Genomic DNA, 22,289 nt, shown 5'->3' on the forward strand with positions numbered 1-22,289 from the left:
ACGCGCGTATGAAGACAAGTTTCAGCAGAGACGAGCTAGTCTCGAAGCTCAAAGACAACCTTTCCATCCGCATCGCTCAATCTCTTGAGGCGATGATCGGTGCGACGCAGCGTTGCCACCTCATCCCGGAGCCGCCCTCGGCCACCGCCGGCCAGGAGGGGAAGGATTTCCACGGCTGGACGGCGACCTACACGGCAGGCGCCAGAATTCAGTTTCGTGTCTTTGCGACGGCAGAAAATTGGCGGTTGATTGGCAAGACCGTTCTGGAAGCAGCAGGGCTCGACGAATTCGATGACGCGACCTTGTTGAGTACTTATACTGAGACCCTTGCTCAGGCCGCCTCGTCCTTTGCACAGGATCTTTCGAGCCTGGCGGGTCAGAAGTGGGAAGTTTCTGAATCGCACAATGGCGCGGAGGCTGAAGGCAATGCAACCGCCTGGGGCTATGCCTTTCCGATGGGAGAGGCAGAAGCACAGATCGCGGTTCAGGTCTCAGAGGACTTGCTTGCATTGCTGCTGCGGCCTGCCGCCTCACTCGAAATCCCTCCGCAATCGGAGATGCACGCCACGCCCTCGCAGTTTGACTTGCTGCTTGATGTCGAGCTTCCGGTCAGTGTGAGTTTTGGGCGTGCGCTGGTGCCGCTCAAAGAAATCTTGAAATTGAACTCCGGTTCCATTGTGGAACTGAATCGCGCCGTCACGGAACCCGTCGAGGTGATCGTGAACAACTGTGTGATTGCCCGAGGAGAGGTCGTCGTCGTCGAGGGCAACTATGGCGTGCGGATCCAACAAATCATCAGCAGGCAAGATCGCTTACGTACGGTGAACTAACTGCTTCAGGAGAAATTCATGAACCCGAATCACCTCATGCTGCTCTTTCTCGGTTTTGGCTTGCTTGGCTTGCTCTATCTGTCCATGCAGATCAAAGTGGAGATGCGGCGCAACGAATTGAATACGCAGAAGGAGATGGAGCAACTCCGCTTCCAACTGAACGAGCAGCGGAGCAAATGGATCCAGAGTTTTCAGCGTCCTGAAGATCTGGTACAGGCGGGCGCCTCTTTCCCGGAGCCGGTAAACCCGCTGAAGCTCCTGATGAAGGGTAAAGAGGAATCACTGTGGGGGATGAGTACAAAGTCGAAGGCCCTGGAGATGGCAAAGCGTGGCGAGACAAGCGCAAAAATAGCGGCAGTCTTATCTTTGCCGAAACCAGAAATTGAATTTCTGATCAAGCTGGAGAAGACTGCCGCTCAAGGTTCAGGGGCCTGAAGAGGCACTTAGTTTTCGTGCAGTTTATTCTGCACCGAGCGGCCTCGAATTCCTACCGGTGCGGGGCCCTCGTCTTCAAAGGTCACCTTGACCACATGTTCTTTCTTCTCGCGAATGAGGCCCAGACTGATCGTCTTCGTCTTGGCGGTGCGGACGGCATTGGTCACCTCGCGCGGCGAACTGACCTTTGTCTCGTCGACTTTAACGATGACATCTCCGGCTTTCACCCCGGCCTTGTCGGCGGGAGTGCCCTTGGTGACCGAGCGAACCAGGACGCCCTCTCGCACTCCGAAGAAGTCGGCCAGTTGATTGTCGAGTGCCTCGGCCTCAACTCCGAGACTGCCGTTATGCCAATACATGATGGAGCGCGGGCTATCGACTGCCCAGCCCGGGATTGCCGTTCCAGGCCCTTGCGGCCGGATGGGCAGAACGCGGATTGTGCGCTCGACACGATTCCGTCCACTCTCAGGTCTCGCCGTCAGTGAGACGGCAGAGCCGGCTCGCAGGACACTGAGCTTCACTTCCCGGCCTGCGGGGGTCTCCCGCACCATCCGGATGAACTGCTCCATGCTCTCGACTTGCTGGCCGGCATATTCGAGCACCACATCACCTGTTTTCAATCCTGCTTTGGCCGCGGGGGAGTCTTCCTCGACGCTTGTCACTTCGGCGCCGCGCTCTTCCTTCAGATTCAGTACCCGTTTCCGCTCCGCATCGATGTCCCTGACGCCCACTCCCAGGTAGCTGCCATTCAATGCCATCAATCGAACGAGATCCTGCATTTGCGGAAGCTGTGGAGGGGGCGGCGGGGCAGGCGCAACTTGTCCGTAATAAACAGCCTCACCGGGCTGTCCACCCAGAACAATCTGGGCCGACCCCCGTGTTTCCAATCCTGCCAGCAGCAACGAACTGCCGATCACCAATGATTCAAACTTCATATCTATTCCGACGGACTGTCTGGGCTTTCGTCTCAACGCACCGGTGCCCAACGGGCCTTGTGCGTAACTCTACCTAGAATACGCCGGGCGAGGCTCGCATCTCGCTCAACACCCGCAGGCAGCGGGCACGCACATAGTCATTCTCATCGTGGCGAATGACTTCTTGCAAGGTGCCAATGATCTCCGCCGGTGGACGATCGACCAACAGGTCGATGGCCTGCACGCGGATATTGGGATTCACGTCGCTGAGCAGCACTCGTGCGAGAGCTTGGCGTACATTGCCTTCTGTCGCACAGGGACGCAAGCCTTCGAGAGCCCGCAGGCGGACACTCGGGCTATCGTCTTTCTCCAGAGTCTGGAGCATGGTCTGGCGCACATCGTCGCGGCTGCAACGATTGCGTAACAGATCGAGGCTCTCGATGCGCATCACCGGGTCCGGGGACTGCCGGGCTGCCACCATCAGGGCCTGCTCGATTCCCTCTTCATTCAGTCCACCCACGATCATCCGCTGCCGCGGCTCTTCGAGGACAATCTGAACCATCCCATTGCCAGTTCCCTGGATGGTCCGGATCCGCGCCGTCTGGACTCCCGCGGCCGATACGGACTTCCGTTCTTCAAATTGTTTTCCGGCATAGAAACTGATGGCCAGCATCGCGAACCCAATCACCGGCCGCAAGAGCCGTGACCAATCCGGAAACAACTCCCGAATCCGTCCCTGCCAACTGCGCTGCACTGCCTGCTGAGCATTCAAGCGGGAATGCAACCCCGAGCGGCATTCCGCCAGCAAGGATGGAGGCATCTCGGTCTCGGCCTGATGCATCAACTGCAGAATGGTCTGATGCTCGGCGACCAGTGCGGCACACTCTGCGCAAGCCTGGATGTGCTGCTCAAACTTCTCTTCCTGATCGAAGTCCAGCTCTCCAAACACGTAAAGTTCAACGTGCTCTTTGCACCAGCCGCAGTTCATACAAAATCCCCAAGCGCGACTCGCATCTTCTGCGTTGCGCGAAACAGGCAATTTTTCGCTGCTTCTTCTGTTGTACCCAGACTCTCGCCAATGGCCCGCAACCGCATGCCTTGATAGTGCCGCATTTCGAACACCAGCCGCTCGCGCGGTGTGAACTCAGAGAGCACGCCATCGATCCGGTCCCGCAATTCGCGGCTGAACAGTTTCCGCTGCGGGTCCATCTCGGCGCGGTCCTCGGCGGCGAGTTCCAGCCGGTCCCGCGGGCCGTCGCTGGTATCGATTACGGCCTGCTCTTCTTTGCGCACTTTCTTTTTACGCAGTGCGTCCAGACACAAATTCGTGACGATGCGATACAGCCAAGTGTGAAAGCTGCAATCGAAGCGGAACTTGCCGAGATTCCGGTGCACCCGCAAGAAGGCTTCCTGATAAATGTCGTAAGCCTCTTCGGTGGATCGCAAGAGATTGTAGGCTAAGCGCAAAACCTGCTGATCATAGCTTTGGACGAGACCTTCAAACGCGTCCTGGTCTCCCGCCTGTGCGGCGCGTATCAATGCGGCTTCGTCCATGTTGCGTCGATCTGCGGGCAGAGGGAGCGATGCCGCAAGCGCCGCCTGTCCTGTAAATTGAGAGCTCACCAATCGGTTAGACGATTGGTGAGCAAAAAGGTCACAAAACTGATAGGCGAATTGTCGCTGCAGAACAAGGAAACCTAGTCGATGAGTTCGACGTCGATCCGCTTCTGTTCTTTGTCCATTGCGAGAATCTTGAACTGCCGGATCTGGCCGACGCGCACCGGTTCTTTTTCTGAAGCGGCGCCTGTCCCCTCTTTCCAGCGAGCATTCAGCATCGCACCGAGCGAGGAGATGTCCACCTTGCCGGTCGAGGCTCCTGCACTGGCCGCTACCGCGGCACCGGTTTTGGGAAGCGCGCAATGGCCCGTCACGCCCTCGGCCAACTGCACCTTCAGGCGTCCTTCCCGGACATCGCTGACGCGTGCCGTAACGACATCACCGACGGCATTTTCCGCGATAAAGTGATCGGCATTGGTCGGCTCCAGCTGCTTGATGCTCAAGCGGATGCGGCGGCGTTCTGCTTCAAACTCGGTGACTGCGGCCTTAATCGTCTGGCCCACGGCGAGAACATCCTTCGGATGCTCAATCCGCTTTTCGCGCGTGATGTCGGCGACATGAACCATGCCCTCCACACCCGCGCCCAAGCTGACGAAGGCGCCAAACTTCTGCAGGTCCGTCACCACGGCTTCGACAATGCTGCCGAGCGGGTACTTTTCCTTCGCGGCGGCCCAGGGGTCTTCCACCAACTGCTTCAGGCCCAGGCCGATCTTCTTGTCGGCAGGCTTCAGGTCGAGGATCTGCACCTCCACCACATCGCCTACCTTCACGACGTCTTCGGGCTTGCGCACGCGGCGGTCCCAGGTCATGTCCATCATGCGGACCAGGCCTTCGATGCCGGGCAACAGCTCGACAAAGGCGCCAAAGTCGGTCAAACGCATGACCTTGCCCTGCACGCGCTGGCCAGGGCTGAAGGTCTCGGCTACCTGAGCCCAGGGCTCCGGCTGCAACTGCTTCAGGCCGAGCGAAATCTTGCGTGTCGTCGGGTTGATCTTGAGGATCTTGACTTCAATTTCGTCGCCTTCCTTCAACAGATCGGCAGGCTTGGCGATGCGCGTCCAGCTCATGTCACTGACATGCAGCAGGCCATCCACGTCGCCGATGCTGACAAAGGCGCCAAAGTCGGTGAGGGTGCGCACGCGTCCCTTGAGAACCGTTCCCTCGGCGAGGGAGGCGAAGGCTTCCTGCTTCCGCTTGGCGGCCAACTCTTCGAGAATCACGCGGCGGTCCACCACCACGTCTTCCTTCTCTTTGTCGAACTTGGTGATGCGGCACTCGACCTTTTGTCCCACCAGTTTCGCCATTTCACTGACGTCCCGGGCGCCGCTGCGAGAAGCAGGCATGAAGGCGCGTTCGCCGACATCGACGCGCAAGCCCCCCTTCACCACTTCGAGCACAGTTCCGGTTACGATCGCTTTGCTTTCGAAGGCTTGTTCAATGCCGCTCCAATCCTTGGGGGCCTCCACCTTCTGCACCGTCAGGCGATAGTAGCCGTCGTCTGTACGTCCAGCGACATTCACTTCGAGCTGCTGGCCCACCTGGACAATGACTGTGCCATCGCGGCCCTTCACAAGATCGAGAGCAAGAATGCCTTCCATCTTCCGGCCGATATCGATAACAACGCCATCTGGCGTGATGCGCAGAACTGTGCCCTTGAGGAGCCCTCGTCCCACTTCGTCACGTTCCGGCGTGTGCTGCGTTTCAAAGTCGCGCAGGATGTCGCCAAAGCCCGTATCTTCTACTGTGTCCGCTAGGGTTTCCGCGGCTTCCGGCAAATGGTCCGGTGCCAACGGCTGAGTGTTTTCCATGGAATTCCTGTCAATCCGTGAGAGAATTTTCATTGTCGCATAGATGTTACGCCGTCAATTCCTCCATACTACGGCGCTTGCCGCCGCTCCGCTAGCCCCCCTCGCCAACGACGATGCTGCCTGGTTGCGCATTCGCAAAGAGCAGTTCTCGTTGCCGGACTGGCGCGCCTATCTCAACACGGGCAGTGTGGGCGCTGCGCCCAATCGTGTGGTGAAGGCGACCAACGATTATCTCGCTCAGGGCGCCTCCTACGTCACGGACCAATACCCGCGCTGGGGCTATGAACCGATGGAGAGCCACCGTGCGGCTTTGGCCAAGTTCCTGGGCACTACCAAGGAAGAACTCGCGCTCACGCACAACGCCACCGAGTCGATGAACCTCATCGCCAATGGTCTTGATCTCAAGGCGGGCGACGAAGTGCTGATCACCGATCAGGAACATCCCTCCGGGCGTGGGTGCTGGTTCTTGAAGCAAGCCCGCACAGGCATTCGCATTCGCGAAGCGGCGATCCCCATCCCGCCCAAGACTTCCGATGAGATTGCGCAAGCGGTGATTGCGGCGATTCGTCCCGAAACCAAAGTCCTCTCCTTCTCTGGCATCACCACTCACACCGGTCTGCGTTTTCCCATCGCGCAGATTTGCGCTGCCGCTCGTGCGAAGGGCGTTATCACGGTGGTCGATGCGGCGCACTTGCCTGGTCAGGTGCCGATGAATATTGAAAGCTTCGGCTGCGATGTTCTCGCCGCCAGCCTGCACAAGTGGATGCTCACGCCTCCTGGTTGCGGCATTCTCTATGTGCGCAAAGACTTCCAATCGAAGCTCTGGCCCACCATCGTCGTCGACGGCTGGCAAACGGCCAAAGACGCAGTGAAGTACATGCAGCTTGGCTGTAATAACCGTGCGGAGCTCGAAGGCACGCTCGCCGCTTTGGCCTTCATCGAAGAGCTCGGCGCCGACCGCATCTATGCGCGCATCCATCACCTGGCGCGCTATGCCTACCAGCGCGCCTCGCAGTTTTCCTATGTGAAGCTGCTGAGTTCGCCCAACCACGAACTCTACGGCGGCATGGTCGCCTTTGAAGTGGATCGTCCGGACTACGCGCCGCTCTGGAAGAAATTAGCCGAGCGTAAGGTCTGGACCTTGCGGGGGCAAAAGATCCGCATCTCCTCGCACATCCACACGCGCCCTTCGGACATCGATCTCTTCTTCGACACCCTCAAGGAAGTCTTCGGCTAGCTGCGCTCCAGTCGATAGCCGACTCCACGCACGGTCAGCAGGCACTTCGGTTGCGCCGGGTCGGTCTCGATATACTTGCGCAGCCGCACCACAAAGTTATCGATCGCCCGCGTGTCGGTGTCTCCATGTACCTGCCACACTTTATCAAGCAAATCGGCGCGGCTCACCACCTCGCCCTCATGCGCGATCAGGTACTTGAGGAAATTCACTTCCATGATCGTCAGCGGTTGCTTGTCGCCTTCAAACTCAATCGAGAGATTCTTGAAGTCGATCACCCGCCCGTTAATCGTGACGCGATCGCCCGAATCCGGCGCGCTGCCTACAATCCATTCCCGCCTCCGCATCAAGCCTTTGATGCGTGCGATCAATACGCCCAGATCGAAGGGCTTTGCCAGATAGTCGTCCGCTCCGGCCGCAATGCCCTTCACGACATCTTCGGCCCTGCCTCGCGCCGTCAACATGAGCGTCGGCAGATACTCGCCGATCTCGCGCAGCTTCTTGATCACTTCAAAGCCGTCGATGCCGGGCAGCATCACATCGAGCACTAACAGGTCGTAAGCTGGCTGCCCCTCACCAAACTCGCGCAGTGCGTCTTCTCCGTTCTCACGCACCGTTACGTCGAAACCTTCGGCCTCGAGATTGAATCGCAACCCCTCTGCCAGATGCTCTTCGTCTTCTACTACCAGAACTCGCATCAGAGGACTACCTTTGCTGGAAACACGCTCTCTAACTCCATCGTAAAGGTGCTTCCTTTTCCGATTCCGTCACTAGCTGCATAAGCCCGGCCTCGATGCTTCTTGGCGACACTGCGCACAATAAAAAGGCCCAGCCCGGCTCCCTTCACCTTTTGCGCCGCCGTTCCTGAAGTGCGGTAAAAGCGGCCAAAGATCCGCTTCAATTCTTCCTGGGCGATGCCGATTCCCTGATCCTTTACCCGAATTGCGACCCGCTTCCCATCGAGCCGCTCCACCTCGATCGCCACCTTGATCTCACCGCTTCGGTATTTGATCGCGTTCTCGATCAGATTGCTCACCGCGCTCTTCAACTCCTGGGCATCGCCGATCACAATGGCGGAATCTCCGGTGGGGAGCCTGCGTTCCAGATGAATCGCCCCATCGGGCAGATGATGCCGCGTCCCTGCCATCTCCACGCAGTCGGCCACCACCGCGGTGAGGCTCACGCTCTGCTTGCCGCGGGCATCGCGATTGCCCACCCGGCTTGCTTCCAGCACTTGCTCAATCGTGTTCATCAGGCGGTTCGAGTCGTCGAGCATCACCCGATAGAACTCCTTGCGCTTCTCCGGGGGCACCTCGCGCCGCTCTAGGGTTTCGAGATAGAGCTTGATCGAGGCCACCGGCGTTTTCAATTCATGGGTCACCGCATTGAGAAACGCGTTGTGTTGTTCGTTCTTACGGATCTCGCGCACCAGAAAGATCGAGTTCAGCGTTACACCGGCGATCAGGAGCAGAAAGAAGATCGAACCCAGCACCAGCAGCACGCTGAAACGCCAGTTCACCACCACCCAGACGCTCTGCAAGGCCACGGCCAGCGCCACCATCACAATTCCCAACACGGTAAAGAGGATGGCTTGCCGTCGCCGTCCGGGCATAGTCATACTTTCCATCTAACATCAAATGATGTCTCCACGGGCGATTCGTGTGCTTTATCGGGTCCACAAATGGTGTGGCCTCGTGGGAGCAGCTTTTGTATTTACCCTCTGCCTGAGCGGCTGCCTGCTCTTGTTTCGAGAAGAGATTGACGTCTGGCTCCAGCCGGCACGCAAAGTGGAAGTCTTGGCTCACCGCCTGCCGCTCCAGCAACTTCTCGCAGCGGTTCCTGGAGAAACCGTCACTGGACTCACCTTCTATCCCCAACATCCGGACTACGCCCTGACCCTCTATCTCGGCGCTCCCAGTTACCGGCAGCTCTTCATCGATCCCTACACCGCGCAAGTGATGGGCGAGCCTTCTCCCGAGTCCTTCATGGCTCTTGTCCGCCGCATCCACATTCGCCTGCTACTGCCGAACCCAGCAGGCAAACTTCTCGTCGGCTTTTTCGGCTTGCTCCTGCTACTGAGTACGTTCTCTGGGCTCGCGATCTACAGTGCCTTCCGGAAGGGCAACACGGAGGGGGCGGTTCGTGGTGCCTGGCAACTCCGGGTTTCGGATGCGCACAAGGCGATTGCGATCCAGAGTGCGCTCTTCCATCTCATGATGGCTCTCACCGGAATCCTGCTGGTGGGCTACTCGTTTCTGCCCCGCTCGACGCCACTCCCAGTGCCCGGTTTCTCTTCGACGGCAACTCCGATTTCTCCAGATGAAGCGCTCGCCCATGCCACCAAGATCAGTCAGCCGACCGGACTCATTTTCCCCACCGCAAAGTCCTTCCGTTATGTCGTCTACGGCAACTCCGGCGCCTTTCTGGCGCAGGATTCCAGCGCCTTCGAGGTGATCTCGGCAGCGGATGGTGCACCGCTTGATTCCTACATGCCTGGCCTCCACCCGCTGCACATTTCGCAAGGCCTGCACTTTGGCAACTATGGCTCCCTCGCGCTCCGCATCTTCTATGCCTTCTTCGGCCTCTGCGCCTGTGCGCTCACGTGGAGTGGGGCTTACTTAAGCTGGCTCAAGCGCCGTCATAGAAATGCCGCAGCCTCTCCGCTTCCCCATCGATCTGTGTCCGGATCGCCCGCGAAACCGGACGGAACATCTCGATGAGGACCTTGCTCTCCTTCTTGCCGCGCTCGATCTTCCAGGCTCCCGCCACAAAGCCGTCGACTAATACGGTGGCGCGCACCCGGCCTGCAGAAAGCAACACCAGCTTCCGGTACTCCTCCGGCACGATGCGGCTCCGATCGGCATGGCTGAGTACGAGATTGTCGTATTCCGGCACCAGCCGTACCGGAGCCGCTTCCTCGCCCGTCACAATCTTGCCCTGCTGCAAGTCAAACAGCGTCCGTCCCGTCTCATCGCGATACTCCACCAACTCTTCGCGCATCCCTAACATCACTTTGCCAATGGCGGCATAGCCAGCCCAGGCTTGTAAATCCTTGACCGATGCCGGTCCGAAGGCTGCGAGATAACGCCGTACGAACTCTTCCGGGGCCTTGGCTGTCACCTCCAGCATCCGGTACTTTGCGCTGGTTCCACCCTTCCACATCCCAGCCGGTGGCACCTGCACCAGGGGCAAATGTGTGCGCGCGCCGTACTCCATCGCTTCCTTGTTCCAGCCTGGAAAGTGACCGAGCAAGCCATCGCTTAACTCGCTCATACTCAGCGGCCCGCTTGCGATCAAGTCCCGTGCCGCAGCGGTCAGCGCACGGGTGTCGATTCCGGACTTGCGTGCTCCAAAGAAACCTTGCCATGCTCTTTCCAGCGCAGGCTGCAGCAGCGGGCGGATCCAGGCGAAATCCGCTGCCGTCACCAGATGTAATGTCGATCGCAAGAACGGAGCCCGCACGACAGCCCCTTGCTGCATCGCAGCGACCAGCTCCGCCACGGCAAACCCCTCCACTCTCGTCCAAAGTCCCAGATAAGGCGGAGTCGCGAGTTGTGCCTGCAACGCCACCAGCCGTTGTACTGCTTCTGCCGCGCTCCAAGTTTTTCGTGCCAGCAGCATCTGGCGGTCCAGGAGCGTCCGGTTCAGATCACGGAGTGTGAGGGGGGAAGAAGTCCTGGACATTCTTCTATGCTACAAACGCAAAAATCCCGCCAGAGCACGCTGCCCTGGCGGGATTGAAATTGAAAAGAGTGGGGAACCCTAAGCGGCCTTCTTCACCGCGATATAACCATCCACACTCGCCACCTGCAGTCCTTTGATGACGCCAATCTTCTCCAGCAGCCAGAGCTGGATGAAGGTTACGTCGAGCTCATACCAGGCGAGGCCATGACGCGCGCTCACCGGATGGGCATGGTGGTTATTGTGCCAGCCTTCTCCGAAGGTCAGCAGCGCCACCCACCAGTTGTTCCGCGAGTCGTCGGTCGTCTCAAAGCGGCGGGCGCCCCACAGATGCGTCGCACTATTGACGAGCCAGGTGGAATGCAGCCCGAGCGTCACGCGCAGGAAAACACCCCACAACACCATCGTGAAGCCGCCGATGGCCCACAGTGTCAATCCGATGACGACCAATGGCAGCCAATGCCAGTTGTTCAGCCAGACCATGAATGGGTCGCGGGCCAGATCCGGTGCGTACTTCGACAACCCTTCCGTATCGCTATGCTTGGAATCGCCAACGCACATCCAGATCAGATGCGCCCACCAGGCTCCGTCGCGCGGCGAATGCGGGTCGCCCGGCTTATCGCTCTTCTGATGGTGCACGCGATGCGTTGCTACCCAGAAAATCGGACCGCCTTCCAGGCTCGATGCGCCGCAAACAGCCAGAAAACGCTCGAACCAACGCGGTGCTTTGAAGCCCCGATGCGTCAGCAAGCGGTGGTAGCCCATTCCGATTCCCCAACTGATCGAGAACCAGTAGACGACGAATGCAGCGAGCAGATTCGCCCAGCTAAAGTAAAAAAGTGCAGCAATCGCGCCCACGTGGAAAAGGCCAAACACGATGATCGTGAGCCAATTCGGCTTTGTGGGGTTGGTATGGACGACGGACAGATTGGATGCCATAGAGCTTACATCGTCTAAACTAGCAGCCCCCGGAATTCCATCGTGTAAGAGTTGTGTAATTCCTGGACAGCACCCGGAAAGCATTGAAATGCCTCATCGAAATGGCCGTCTCCGGGTTTTGTACGGTGTCATCTCCTGATAGAATCCCCCCATCCCCATGTACAAAGGCACTCTGATTCTGCTTTCCTGCGCTGCTGCCGCTTTGGCCCAGACGGCGCCGAAAGTCTTCCTCGACAACGATGAAATTCGCGTGACCGAATCGATCGCCCAACCGCATCTCAAGCAGAAGATGCATGACCACAAGAACAACCGTGTCATGATCTATCGCGTTGCTGGAGCGGAGCGTTTTGAGTTCGCCGACGGACGTTCTCCCGTGGTTCTGAAGTTCACTAAGAACGAAGTGAAGTGGAGTCCGCCTGACACGATGCACTCGCCGGAGATTGTCACCGACGAGCCGGTTCCCGTGGTGCAGATTGAGTTGAAGAAGCCCCGCAGCGGCCGGAAGATCACCACCGGACTCGACCCGCTGCAGATCGACCCCAAGCACTACAAGCTTGAGTTTGAGAACGATCAGGTTCGTGTCGTCCGCGTGAAGTTTGGCCCGCGCGAATCCGCTCCGCTCCACGAACACCAACTGGATCGCGTCGTTTTCTACCTGACCGACGCCGAGATCCGTGTCACCAATGCCGAGGGCAAGGCGGAAATCACTCCGCGCAAGGCAGGCGAGGTGGTCTACGGCAAGGCCGCCAAGCACGAGGAATTGAACACCACCGGCAAGGCGGTCGAGATCCTCATGACCGAACTCAAATAGCCTGGCTACTGACCCGCGCTCCGTTTCTCTGCCGTCACGATGCCCGGCAGGGAAACGGAAGTCTGGGTGCCGCCCTTCAGCTCCAATAGCGGACACAGCTTGTCGTTGGAAAAGAATGGCGCGATGCTCTCCTGGCGGAAGATCGGGGAGGTCAAATTGGCCATCTTCGGCCAATCGAAGATCGTTGAACTGAGTAGCGTCGGGAGAATTATTCAGAATGATACGGTTCGGCAGCTTCCATTCCTCTCCGGGGGAGGACGCTGGCAGATGGACCTGCTCCCGCACTCTGGTCTGCGGCAGCAGGAGTAACTCTACTTTGGCAAGATCCTTGTTCGGGTTCGCGGCGTATTTGATCTGGTCGAAGGGAGTCAGCAGCGGTGTCCGAACTGGATCGATCAGGATCTCGCGCGCGCCGCCAAACTTGCGCACCAATTCCAAACGCAGAGGTGTCTTCTTCCGATCGATCGACGGATCGGCGCGCACCATGCCCGAGATCGTATGCACAGCTGCCCGGCTCATCTCCACGCGCAGCGCGCGTGGATCTTCCCCGGCGCTCAGTCGAATCGGGATCGCTCCATCAAAAGAACTGCTCAGCGGATAGAAGGTGGGCACCCACTGCCAGGCGGGCTCTTTCGCACTGCTCGCTGTCTGCTGCTGGTTTCGAATGCCACGGAAGCCGCAGAGGCTGCCCGACTCAGTTCATTTTCCGGGAAGCAGGTGGTGACGGTACTACTGATCTCCTTCCGTTTGGATTAAACTCTCTGCGCATGAGCGATCCTTTGGAACGAGTGCGAAGTCTCTGCTTCGCACTCCCCGGTGTCACCGAAAAGCTCTCGCACGGCGAGCCCACCTTCTTCACCAACAAGCGTGTTTTTGCGATGTTTGCGAACAACCACCACAACGACGGCCACATCGCAGTGTGGCTTGCTGCTGCCGCAGGCGAGCAGGCTGCTCTCATCGATCTCGACCCACGCAAATACTTCCGTCCGCCCTATGTTGGCGTCAAGGGCTGGATTGGCGTTGCACTTTCAGAAGTGAGCGACGAGGAACTCGCCACTCATCTCACCCATGCCTGGCAACTTCTGCAGAAAAAATCAGGCTCGCGCGGTGCGAACCCGGAAAAAGGTCACAAACAGTAGCGCGCAAATGATGGTGAGGACCAGGGGCACCAGAAAGACTCTGGAGTAGTCCACCTCGCCACCCACCCGGAATGCATCGCTCACCGCACCGGCGAACCAGCTTCCCACCACGAGGCCCGCGCCCAGCAGCACAAATGCGATCAGGCCTTGTGCCGACGCTCGCACATCGGGCGGGGCGATCTGGTCCACATAGATATAGCTGGCGGTGAAGAAGCAGACGTAGCAGAGCCCGTGGAGACTGAGCGAGGCAAGAATCAGCCAGAGCGGCCCACCCATCGCGAACACCGCATAACGCAAGGGCCAGGCGAGAATCCCCACCATCATCGTGCCGCGAATCCCCCAACTCTTCAGCATCTTCGGCAGAAAGATCATCGTCCCAATCTCAGCGGCCTGCGCAATGGCCATCCAGGCCGGTGCGCTGCCGGATGAAATCCCCACCTTGTACAGAAAAGGGCCGGTCAAAATGAAATAGAACATCAACTCGGTCGCCACAACAAATGCAATCCCGAGGAAGATCGCGAAATCTTTGTCGCGGAGCATTTTCAACGCACCCAGGAACGCGAGCGGACTCGTACTTTGCTGTGCCGGCGGCGTATGCGGCAAGGTGAAGCAGAACAAGCCAAGGATGATCGATAAGACGCAAGCGAGCCACATTCCATCGAAACCACCGAGCGGCCTCAGCACTCCGGGTAACCACTCCCGCAACCCCACTCCTAACAGGAGCCCGACAACAATCCACCCAATCGTTCCCCACACACGAACCAATCCGAAATTTCCTTCGGCGGCAGGCATGTGGTAGAAGCAGATCGAATTGGTCAGCGCGAGTGTCGGGCCAAAGAGCAGCGCCCAGACAAACATCCACACCCAGATGCCGTCATAGCTCTGCGCACTGGCCATGATGAACAACGGTATGGCCCCCAGCAGATGTAAGACAGCAAGCAAACGATCCGTTGGAAAGTACCGGTCTGCGATCTGCCCGGCAACAAAGGGAGCCACCATACACCCAATCGGTAAAAGTGCGTAGATCGATCCTACTTGTCCGTCCGTCCATCCAAGTGTTTTCCCGAGATAGGCCGAAAAGTCTGGGTACCAAGCGCCCCAAACCATGTATTCCAGCAACATCATGACGCTGAATCGAAACCGAATACTCATAGGTAGTCCTTCAGGATAAGCGAAAGAAAGAGCCTTTCTTGGCAAGGTGTTACATCACTCTGTAGATTTTTCGCACAGGGTAAAAAAGTCCCCGGGATTATGGGCCAAGATTGCGGAGAACTGTTCCAACTTCCACACATTCCCGCCACTCCAGAGATTGGCACGCTTCGTGCAACAAGGATTGCCATGAATGCCATCGCTATCGACATCAACCCAAATTTTCAGCCCTCGCTCAATGAGGCACTTTTGACTCGTGATGATTATGCGAAGGCATATCAGGATGGGTTCAACAAAACAGTACGCTTTCTGGCCGCGAATGGAGCCAGCCTGGAACTGGCAGAAGAAGTCGCGCAAGCCGCTTGGGTCCGGGGATGGGAGCGTTTGTCGCAACTCCGCCATGTTGCTGCTCTCACCTTCTGGATCAACTCGATTGCCAAGAATCTCCTCCGCAGCAATTTCCGCAAGCTGCAGTCCTCGACCGAACTTCTCGAAACCACGCTGGTCGAGACGCCTCTCGAATCGGAATCGATCGATGCCCATCGTATGTTTGCGGGTTGCACTGAAACAGAGAAACAGCTTCTGAAGCTCTACTACGTGGAAGGGTATACGAGCCAGGAACTTTCCAGTACCTTTGGTCTCTCAGCAGTGGGTGTGCGTGTACGTCTCACCCGGCTGAAAAAGAATCTGGTGGGTAGGATGAACCTGGAGGTGAGTTCTACTGCGGCCTACGCGCAAGAAGCCGCCTAACACTAGAGACTGCGACGGCGGGCAGGGCAGTGTCTGCCGTCGCAGGCGCACAAGAGGGGTCACAATAGGATTAAGGTGACCTCATCTATCCTAGTTCTGCCTCTGCTCCTCAGCCAACTCCCCGCGGGTCCTCTCCCCTTGCAGTACGAGCCAGATCGTGGCTATTTGCTTTCTCTTCTCAAAACTCTCGATATTCCCCTTTCCTCCCAAACGCTGGTCTTTTCAAAGACGAGCGCGCAGTTCCCCTTGATCTTCCCCGCAGCCCCGCGTGCGATCTACTTTAACGACGACACCTATGTGGGGTGGGTGCGAGGGGGCGATTTCCTCGAAGTCTCCTACGCCGATCCCGTTCGTGGGGCTACTTTCCACGTCATTGAGCAGGACCCGTCCAGGAAGCCTCGATTGGCGCAGCGGGAAATCTGTCTGCAATGCCACGAGTCCAGCCGCACTCATTCCATTCCGGGGCATCTGATGCGCAGTGTCCACCCCGAGCCGACCGGCTACTTCCACACCAACCGCTCAAACTTCATCACCGATGACACCAGCCGCTTCGAAGAGCGCTGGGGGGGATGGTATGTCACTGCGAAGAAGAGTCTGAACTTTCCACACATGGGAAATCAAATTTACCCAACGGTCGAGACACCGCGAGCCCTCCAGCCCTTTGATAACCCAACCTGGCCGAGTTCCTCTTCAGACGTCGTTGCTCTTCTGGTGCTGGGCCATCAGGTTGCCGGCCACAATCATCTGGCTTGGCTCGATCATGAGAGCCGCGCCGCGCTGGCCCTCCAACACACGATGAACCAGATGGACCAGAAGGAGGACAAAGTGTCCACCTGGTCTGCCTCCACCCAACGCCGTGTCGCCCGAGCGATCGAATCCGCCGTTCGCTACCTGACCTTCGCCGACGAAGAGCCGCTTCCGCAGCGCATCGAAGGCGATACGGATTTTGCCAAAGACTTTGAGAAGCGCGGGCCGCTCCGTAAGTTCAATCTCGAAACCCGGCTCTTTGAATACCCGCTCTCTTATCTCATCGAATCGAAATCCATCGATCATCTGGATCCTGTCATTCGGCTCCAGTTCCTGCAACGGATTCAAGAAGTCCTGCTCCAAGAAGCAGGCCGCGGTGATTATAAAAAGCTCGATCCGGAAAAGGCCAAAGAGGCATACCGGATCTTCGAGCAGACCCATCCCGCAAAAGCAAAGGTTCAATAAATGGCAAAAATTGGTTTCATTGGTCTTGGCGTCATGGGTGCCGGAATGGCGGCCCGTCTCGCCCAGGCCGGACACGAATTGGCGGTCTGGAATCGCACCCCTGCCCGTGCGGAACCCCTGGCGGCGCTTGGGGCACGTGTCGCGGAATCTCCGGCGGATTGTGCAAAAGATGCCGAATTTCTATTCAGCATGGTGGCTGACGACGAGGCCTCCCGCCGCGTTTGGTTGGGCGAGGATGGCGTGCAACAAACCAATGCGCTCTGCATTGAATGCAGTACGCTCAGCCCGCAATGGATCGAAGAACTTGGACGGACACGCCGTCTCCTGGATGCTCCGGTTACCGGTTCCATTGTCCAGGCGAGAGAAGGACAGTTGCTCCTGTTGGTTGGCGGCGATGCTGATGACATTGCGGCGGCGCAGCCCCTCTTCGCCGCCATCAGCCGTGGTGTCGTTTCTCTCGGCCCGCTGGGCAGTGGGGCGCGCATGAAGCTCATCAATAATTTCCTTTGCGGTGTGCAGGCGGCTGCTTTGGCGGAAGGGCTGGCGCTGGCTGCGCGTTGTGGTCTCGATTTGAAGCAAGCGCACCAACTGCTCTGTGATGGCGCTCCTGGCAGTCCGCTGGTCAAGGCCGTGGGAGGCCGCATGGTTGAGGCTTCCACCGATCATTTCTTCGATCTCGAACTGATGGCCAAAGACCTGCGCTACGCAGCCGCTCTCGGCGAACAGCGCGGACTCACCCTGCACACGGCGCAAGCGGCCATTGCCGAGTTTGACAACGCGATCGCCGCCGGTTTGGGTGAACGGGACTTCTCCCAGGTGATTCAGCCGCTTCGTCACTAAACTCTTGGCGAGTATAACGAACTCAACTATACTCGAAACGAGTATAGTTGAGCATGTCACAGTTCGATCCTGAATCTCTCCTGCCGCTACCCACCGCGGTCTTTCATATCCTGGTTGCTCTTGCCGATCGTGACCGTCACGGTTACACGATCATGCAGGACGTCTCGGTGCGCACGGGGGGACGCGTGCGTCTGAGCGCGGGCACTCTCTACAGTTCCATCCGGCGCATGCTCGAACAAGGGCTCGTCGAGGAACTGCGTGAAAGCCCCGATGCCGATAGCCAGGACGAGCGCCGTCGCTATTACCGATTGACCCAGTTCGGCCGCGAGGTCGCGCTTGCTGAGGCAAGACGTTTGAATGAGATGCTTTCGAGCGCCCGCGCCACCGGACTCATTCCGAAAAAGCTATAGACCGATGCTGCCCCTGCACTGCTACCGGACTCTTCTGCTCTGTTACCCCAAGCCCTTCCGGGCGGAGTACGGCGCCGAGATGTTGGCCGCATTCAGCGAGCAGATCCAACAGGCCAGACGAAGGCGAAGCCTGCGGGCGGAGTTGTCGATCTGGTTTTTCACCCTCCTTGACCTCATCCAAACCGCACCCCAGGAGCATCTGCACGTGATCTCACAAGACCTTCGTTACGCCGCTCGCAATCTCGCCACCACTCCTGGCTTCACCACAGTTGCCATTGCCTCACTCGCCCTCGGCATCGGCGCGAATCTGGCCATCTTCAGCCTCCTCAACAGCGTTCTGCTCAGTTCTCTGCCGGTGCGCAATCCGCAAGAGCTCGTCATGCTCACCAATCCCGGCTCCGCAGGCCGCTCCACCGGATCCCAACGGGGGGAGCGCTCCCTGCTCACCTACGGTGAGTTTCTGCAGCAGCGGGAGCAATCGCAGATCTTCTCGAAGCTGATGGCGGCACAGAGCTACAGTGAGCGCATTTCGGTGCGTATTGATGGAGCGCCAGCGGAGGATGTCCGGAGCCAGATGGTGTCGGGCGACTACTTCTCCGGCCTCGGCATCGATGCGAGCATCGGCCGCACGCTGAGTGATGTCGACACCAACACGATCGGCGCGGCTCCCTATGCCGTTCTCAGCCACTCGTTCTGGGAGCGCCGCTTCGAGCGTTCCTCGGCAGTACTCGGAAAACCGATTGCCTTGCGCGGCGGCATCTTTACGATCATCGGGGTCGCGCCGCCCGGCTTCTTTGGTGACAGTGTGGGCCAACATCCTGATGTCTGGCTACCGCTGACGATGCAGACGGTAATCCTGCCGGGCACCGATCGGCTGCGAGATCTTCCGGGCGACATCGACAAGGTGATGTGGCTGCACGTCTATGGACGTTTGCAACCAGGGCAGAATCTGGCTCGTGCCGAGGCGGCCGCGAATGCCATTTTCCAGCAGGGGCTCATTCGCTACTACAACGTCGGGCTGAGTCCGGAGAACCTCAAGAAGTTTCTGGACCAGCGCTTGAAGTTGCGGTCCGCCGCGAGCGGCGCCTCCCAGACCCGCGAGCAGTTTGCCAATCCGCTCACCATGCTGCTGGCTGCGGCCGGCGTGGTGCTCTTGATTGCTTGCGCGAATCTGGGCAATCTGCTGCTGGCGCGGGTGGTGGCGCGCAATCGCGAAATCTCAGTTCGTCTCGCGCTCGGCGCCAGCCGCTCCCGGCTGGTCCGCCAGCTGCTCACCGAGAGCATGTTTCTGGCCTTTCTGGGGGGCTGCGCCGGTGTGGCTACGGCCATCCTCATGCGCATGGGCCTGGTGCATCTCGTTTCAGAATCGACTGTGATCTCTGCGGCGATCGATGCGCGGCTGATTGGCTTTGCTTTCGGTCTCACTGTGATCACAGGCCTCGCCCTCGGTCTGCTTCCGGCACTACGCGTGACGAGAATGGACAATGCCGCGGGGCTCAAGGAGCAGGGCAGGGGAGTCAGCGGGTCGCTGGCCTGGCAGCGCGTCGGCAGGCTGGTTGTTGTCGGGCAACTCGCGCTGTCGCTGCCGCTACTGATCGGGGCCGGACTGCTGCTGCGGACGCTCAACAAGCTGCAAAGCGTCGATCTCGGCTATCAGCAAGAGCGCCTCTTCAGTGTCAGTGTCGATGCGCAGACCGCAGGCTATGCCGAAGCCCTGCGGCCCGCCCTGTTTACCGATCTCAGCGAGCGGATTCGCGCTGTGCCTGGAGTGAAGGCCGTTACATTTTCTGGCAACGGCCTGTTTACGGGTTCGGACTCTGGCGACGAGATCGTAGTCGAGGGTTATGAAAAGAAGGGTAACGAATCGATTGGCTCCCGCTACGATCATGTCGGGCCGAACTACTTCTCTACGGTCGGGATTCCGATGCTGCAAGGCCGCGAAATCTCCGATCGCGATACCCCGGCCGGCAACAAGGTTTGCGTCATCAACGAGTCTTTCGCGAAGCGTTTCTTTGAGGGCCGCAATCCGCTCGGTCTTCATGTCACCCAGGTCTACGGCAAGCAACGCAACACCTATGAGGTCATTGGCCTTTCTCATATCTCCAGAAGCAATTCACTGCGCCGTGAAGAGGGCCCCCGCTTCTATGTTCCCGCTGCGCAACCGGTCACTCCGCTTGGCGTTGCTACCTATGTCATCCATACGCCTGGGGATCCAGCGCTACTTACCGAGCCCATTCGGCGCGCCATTCTCGCTCGTGACCCGAATCTGCCGCTGATTGCCCCTCGTCCTCTGGCTCGCTCCATCGACGAGTATGTGATCACGGAGCGGATGCTGGCCAAGCTCTCCTTTGCCTTTGGCTTGGTCGCGCTGCTGCTGGCCGCGATTGGGCTCTATGGGGTCTTGTCCTACGGCGTCACGCGCCGCACCAGCGAAATTGGTTTGCGCAAGGCTCTTGGGGCGCAGCAGAGCGAAGTCTTAAGCATGATCCTGCGCGAAACCTGCGTGCTGCTTGCGGTTGGCCTCGGCTTGGGTGTGCTGCTCTCCTACGCTGGAATGAAAGCGATCACCAGCCAGCTCTACGGCCTGGCCCCCACCGATCCCCTCGCCTTTGCCGCCGCGACAGGCATCCTCGTCCTGGTCGCCATCCTCGCCACTGCGATCCCGGCACTTCGCGCGGCTCGTGTCGATCCTCTGGTTGCGCTCCGTTATGAGTAACGAAAAAACAGGGGGTAGGCTCATCGCTACCCCCGTCTCTTTTCGATCTCTTTCCCCAGACGACACCTCGCCGGGCAAAATTGTTACCGCCTTTGGATACTGACGTTCCGCACGCGGCCGGAGTCGAAATCAACCGAGCACTCGAATCGATAATCTTCGCCCCGGCGTCCTGAGGCAAAGCCCGTCACATAGTCCCGGCGTCCTGGATTGCTATCCAGATTGGCGCTGGTGATCTTGGGGTTGCGCACTCCGTCGCGCTGCATTCGATGGAGCACCTCATTGCGGCAGCCGTTCACTGCTTGTGCGGTGGTCCATCGGTTGCCACCCGGAGGTCTGCCAAAACCGGGTCCCGGAGGCGGATAGCCGCCGCCAACGCCCGGGCCATTTTGTCCATTCCACTCGATATCAAAGGTATAGCCTTCGCGGCCTCCCCGGTTATCTTCAATGCGCACAATGGCTTCTCCGTTGCGGCCCGGATCGGAAATGAGTGTCTGCCGGCCGCGGCCATCAATCCCCCGGAAACGGAAGTTTGCAGGATTCAACGGCATGGGCTGATTGCACTGGAAGCGGCGGAAATTTGCCCGCTGCCCACGAGAAGCCCGAATCGTCGCCCGTGTTCCCCGAATGCTCACGTCGGCGCCTTGTTCCACTTCGACCTCGATCGTGCACTTGCCATTCGACCCGCCACCCCCGGTGATCGACGCATTCATGCTCTGTCCAAATCCAACCGGCGACAGGAGTGTCAGCATGCCTACAAGTGTTGTGATTTTTAAGTACATGGTTCCTCTGTACTGTGGGACTTCCGCGTGGACTGTCTTGTTTCAACCACACTTCGCAGAATTGGGGTTAGAAGGTGTAGAAGTCATACCGGATCTGCCAATGGAAGGTCTTCCCCGGGGCGACATCGATCTTGATGTAGGGCTCGGGCGACAGAACGGTGGGGATCGACCAGAACACCAGCTTCGACAACGGCTGATCGCCGCGAACCCGCACCCCAGCCCGCGTCTTATGGTTTTCGATGCGGAAGTCGTAGTCCTTTGCCTCCTCCCCGAAGCCACGCAACTCCGTAAATACGGATTCGCCTTTCGCTAGTGTGCGGTGGTAGGTCAGCTTGGAATCCTCTACTTTCGCCGCCATGGCGCTCATGTCGCGATCGGGATGCGCTGCAAAGGCGAACTTGACTTCCAGGTTGGGGCCGGATGGTTCCCCGTCAATCATGAAGAAGTTGTGATTATAGGTTTCGCTCAGGATCGATTGGGAGCCCGTATTTTTCAGTTTGTGTTCGATCCACATCGTCTCTCCCTCAAAACGCACGGTCTTCTCGTAGCGATAGGCATAACCACTCCCGTTGTCCTTCAGGTCTTGCAGGAAGACGATGCGATCTTTTTTCTGGGTGACACTCCATTTTCCAGGATCCACCACCTTGTAGCGGCCGAATCGTTGGAATGGTTTGTCATCCGGCTTCAGCAAGCTGCCCACCCCGATCCGCACAAACTGGCCGCCAACCTTGGCAGAACTCCAGCCCAGCGCCTCCTCGCCGGTGAGAAACTCTTCCACCGGGCCGGTGATCGCATCGTGCAGCTCCGGGTCATAGCGGTTGAACCAGACGCCAAAGTACTCGTGTCCCTGCGCATTGAGGCTCTTCATCGCCCCGCTCCAGTCAAATCGGGCGCCCCGGTAATAGCCCGTCTCGGCACTCGGGAGATAAAAGACGGCCTTCAGCTTGCCATTCTCAATTCGGGCCTCGGGGGCTTCAGCCGCCATCATTCCCACAACGGTCAGGGCCAGGAGTATCGATCGCATA

23 protein-coding genes are annotated in these 22,289 nt (G+C 58.6%); 12 read left to right on the top strand and 11 right to left on the bottom strand.

Features of this window, described 5'->3' with window-relative positions:
- Nucleotides 1-8 precede the first annotated feature (8 nt).
- Nucleotides 9-830, top strand: a complete 822-nt coding sequence (gene fliN, locus M017_RS27610; protein WP_051669863.1) for a flagellar motor switch protein FliN — start codon at nt 9-11, stop codon at nt 828-830.
- Between the two features lie 18 nt (nt 831-848).
- The gene (locus M017_RS0111180) at nt 849-1,265 is read left to right on the top strand and encodes a hypothetical protein (protein WP_031497936.1); all 417 of its coding nucleotides are present in this window, start codon (nt 849-851) and stop codon (nt 1,263-1,265) included.
- Nucleotides 1,266-1,273: 8 nt separating this feature from the next.
- Here M017_RS0111180 and M017_RS0111185 read toward each other — a convergent pair whose 3' ends face one another.
- The 4 genes from M017_RS0111185 to M017_RS0111200 all read right to left on the bottom strand — a co-directional run bounded on the left by M017_RS0111185 (nt 1,274) and on the right by M017_RS0111200 (nt 5,604).
- The gene (locus M017_RS0111185) at nt 1,274-2,200 is read right to left on the bottom strand and encodes a PDZ domain-containing protein (protein WP_031497938.1); all 927 of its coding nucleotides are present in this window, start codon (nt 2,198-2,200) and stop codon (nt 1,274-1,276) included.
- A gap of 73 nt (nt 2,201-2,273) precedes the next feature.
- Nucleotides 2,274-3,167, bottom strand: a complete 894-nt coding sequence (locus tag M017_RS0111190; protein WP_031497940.1) for a zf-HC2 domain-containing protein — start codon at nt 3,165-3,167, stop codon at nt 2,274-2,276.
- On the bottom strand, nt 3,164-3,802 hold the full coding sequence (locus M017_RS0111195; protein ID WP_238325864.1) for an RNA polymerase sigma factor: 639 nt from the start codon (nt 3,800-3,802) through the stop codon (nt 3,164-3,166). The genes M017_RS0111190 and M017_RS0111195 overlap by 4 nt, the downstream gene beginning before the upstream one ends.
- Nucleotides 3,803-3,876: 74 nt before the next feature.
- Entirely contained in the window at nt 3,877-5,604 is a 1,728-nt protein-coding gene (locus tag M017_RS0111200) for a S1 RNA-binding domain-containing protein (RefSeq protein WP_080507649.1), read from the bottom strand.
- 43 nt (nt 5,605-5,647) lie between these two features.
- Between M017_RS0111200 and M017_RS0111205 the strand changes: the two genes are divergently transcribed.
- Nucleotides 5,648-6,841: an aminotransferase class V-fold PLP-dependent enzyme gene (locus M017_RS0111205; protein ID WP_031497947.1), complete on the top strand. Its 1,194-nt coding sequence runs from the start codon at nt 5,648-5,650 to the stop codon at nt 6,839-6,841.
- On the opposite strand, the gene M017_RS0111210 is transcribed toward M017_RS0111205, so the two are convergent.
- On the bottom strand, nt 6,838-7,536 hold the full coding sequence (locus tag M017_RS0111210) for a response regulator transcription factor (protein WP_031497949.1): 699 nt from the start codon (nt 7,534-7,536) through the stop codon (nt 6,838-6,840). The genes M017_RS0111205 and M017_RS0111210 overlap by 4 nt on opposite strands.
- On the bottom strand, nt 7,536-8,450 hold the full coding sequence (locus M017_RS0111215) for a sensor histidine kinase (protein WP_238325865.1): 915 nt from the start codon (nt 8,448-8,450) through the stop codon (nt 7,536-7,538). Before M017_RS0111215 ends, M017_RS0111210 begins: the two co-directional genes overlap by 1 nt.
- A gap of 25 nt (nt 8,451-8,475) precedes the next feature.
- Here M017_RS0111215 and M017_RS0111220 point away from each other — a divergent pair, with 25 nt between their 5' ends.
- On the top strand, nt 8,476-9,558 hold the full coding sequence (locus tag M017_RS0111220) for a PepSY-associated TM helix domain-containing protein (protein ID WP_080507651.1): 1,083 nt from the start codon (nt 8,476-8,478) through the stop codon (nt 9,556-9,558).
- Here the strand turns inward: M017_RS0111220 and M017_RS0111225 are convergent.
- Together M017_RS0111225 and M017_RS0111230 are read right to left on the bottom strand one after the other, a co-directional pair.
- Nucleotides 9,467-10,522, bottom strand: a complete 1,056-nt coding sequence (locus M017_RS0111225; RefSeq protein WP_031497954.1) for a winged helix DNA-binding domain-containing protein — start codon at nt 10,520-10,522, stop codon at nt 9,467-9,469. The two genes, M017_RS0111220 and M017_RS0111225, sit on opposite strands and share 92 nt — an antisense overlap.
- 78 nt (nt 10,523-10,600) lie before the next feature.
- On the bottom strand, nt 10,601-11,458 hold the full coding sequence (locus M017_RS0111230) for an acyl-CoA desaturase (protein ID WP_031497956.1): 858 nt from the start codon (nt 11,456-11,458) through the stop codon (nt 10,601-10,603).
- A 157-nt stretch (nt 11,459-11,615) separates the two neighbouring features.
- Here M017_RS0111230 and M017_RS0111235 point away from each other — a divergent pair, with 157 nt between their 5' ends.
- The 3 genes from M017_RS0111235 (at nt 11,616) to M017_RS0111250 (ending at nt 13,408) form a co-directional block, all read left to right on the top strand.
- Entirely contained in the window at nt 11,616-12,269 is a 654-nt protein-coding gene (locus tag M017_RS0111235) for a cupin domain-containing protein (protein ID WP_031497958.1), read from the top strand.
- A gap of 39 nt (nt 12,270-12,308) precedes the next feature.
- Nucleotides 12,309-12,578: a hypothetical protein gene (locus tag M017_RS30230; protein ID WP_031497960.1), complete on the top strand. Its 270-nt coding sequence runs from the start codon at nt 12,309-12,311 to the stop codon at nt 12,576-12,578.
- A gap of 458 nt (nt 12,579-13,036) precedes the next feature.
- Nucleotides 13,037-13,408: an MmcQ/YjbR family DNA-binding protein gene (locus M017_RS0111250; RefSeq protein ID WP_035957773.1), complete on the top strand. Its 372-nt coding sequence runs from the start codon at nt 13,037-13,039 to the stop codon at nt 13,406-13,408.
- Here M017_RS0111250 and M017_RS0111255 read toward each other — a convergent pair.
- A complete protein-coding gene (locus tag M017_RS0111255; protein ID WP_080507652.1) occupies nt 13,364-14,560 on the bottom strand; it encodes an MFS transporter in 1,197 nt (398 codons plus the stop codon). The two genes, M017_RS0111250 and M017_RS0111255, sit on opposite strands and share 45 nt — an antisense overlap.
- A gap of 186 nt (nt 14,561-14,746) precedes the next feature.
- Here M017_RS0111255 and M017_RS0111260 point away from each other — a divergent pair, with 186 nt between their 5' ends.
- From M017_RS0111260 to M017_RS0111280, 5 genes are all read left to right on the top strand, one after another.
- Nucleotides 14,747-15,307 (top strand): RNA polymerase sigma factor, encoded by a 561-nt coding sequence (locus M017_RS0111260; RefSeq protein WP_162179891.1) that lies wholly within the window; start codon nt 14,747-14,749, stop codon nt 15,305-15,307.
- Between the two features lie 75 nt (nt 15,308-15,382).
- Nucleotides 15,383-16,519 carry a hypothetical protein gene (locus tag M017_RS0111265; RefSeq protein WP_155121355.1) on the top strand — a complete coding sequence of 379 codons (1,137 nt, stop codon included), beginning with the start codon at nt 15,383-15,385 and terminating at the stop codon, nt 16,517-16,519.
- Nucleotides 16,520-17,359, top strand: coding sequence for an NAD(P)-dependent oxidoreductase (locus M017_RS0111270; protein ID WP_031497972.1), 840 nt, complete (start codon nt 16,520-16,522; stop codon nt 17,357-17,359). It begins immediately after the preceding gene.
- Nucleotides 17,360-17,412: 53 nt separating this feature from the next.
- Nucleotides 17,413-17,769 carry a PadR family transcriptional regulator gene (locus M017_RS0111275; RefSeq protein ID WP_035957774.1) on the top strand — a complete coding sequence of 119 codons (357 nt, stop codon included), beginning with the start codon at nt 17,413-17,415 and terminating at the stop codon, nt 17,767-17,769.
- Between the two features lie 4 nt (nt 17,770-17,773).
- Entirely contained in the window at nt 17,774-20,485 is a 2,712-nt protein-coding gene (locus tag M017_RS0111280) for an ABC transporter permease (RefSeq protein WP_031497976.1), read from the top strand.
- Nucleotides 20,486-20,568: 83 nt separating this feature from the next.
- On the opposite strand, the gene M017_RS0111285 is transcribed toward M017_RS0111280, so the two are convergent.
- Entirely contained in the window at nt 20,569-21,264 is a 696-nt protein-coding gene (locus M017_RS0111285) for a hypothetical protein (RefSeq protein WP_035957775.1), read from the bottom strand.
- A 67-nt stretch (nt 21,265-21,331) separates the two neighbouring features.
- The gene (locus tag M017_RS0111290) at nt 21,332-22,288 is read right to left on the bottom strand and encodes a hypothetical protein (RefSeq protein WP_031497979.1); all 957 of its coding nucleotides are present in this window, start codon (nt 22,286-22,288) and stop codon (nt 21,332-21,334) included.
- Between the last annotated feature and the right edge of the window lies 1 nt (nt 22,289).

Origin of the sequence: Bryobacter aggregatus MPL3 (assembly GCF_000702445.1) — a bacterium.
Lineage (GTDB): Bacteria > Acidobacteriota > Terriglobia > Bryobacterales > Bryobacteraceae > Bryobacter > Bryobacter aggregatus.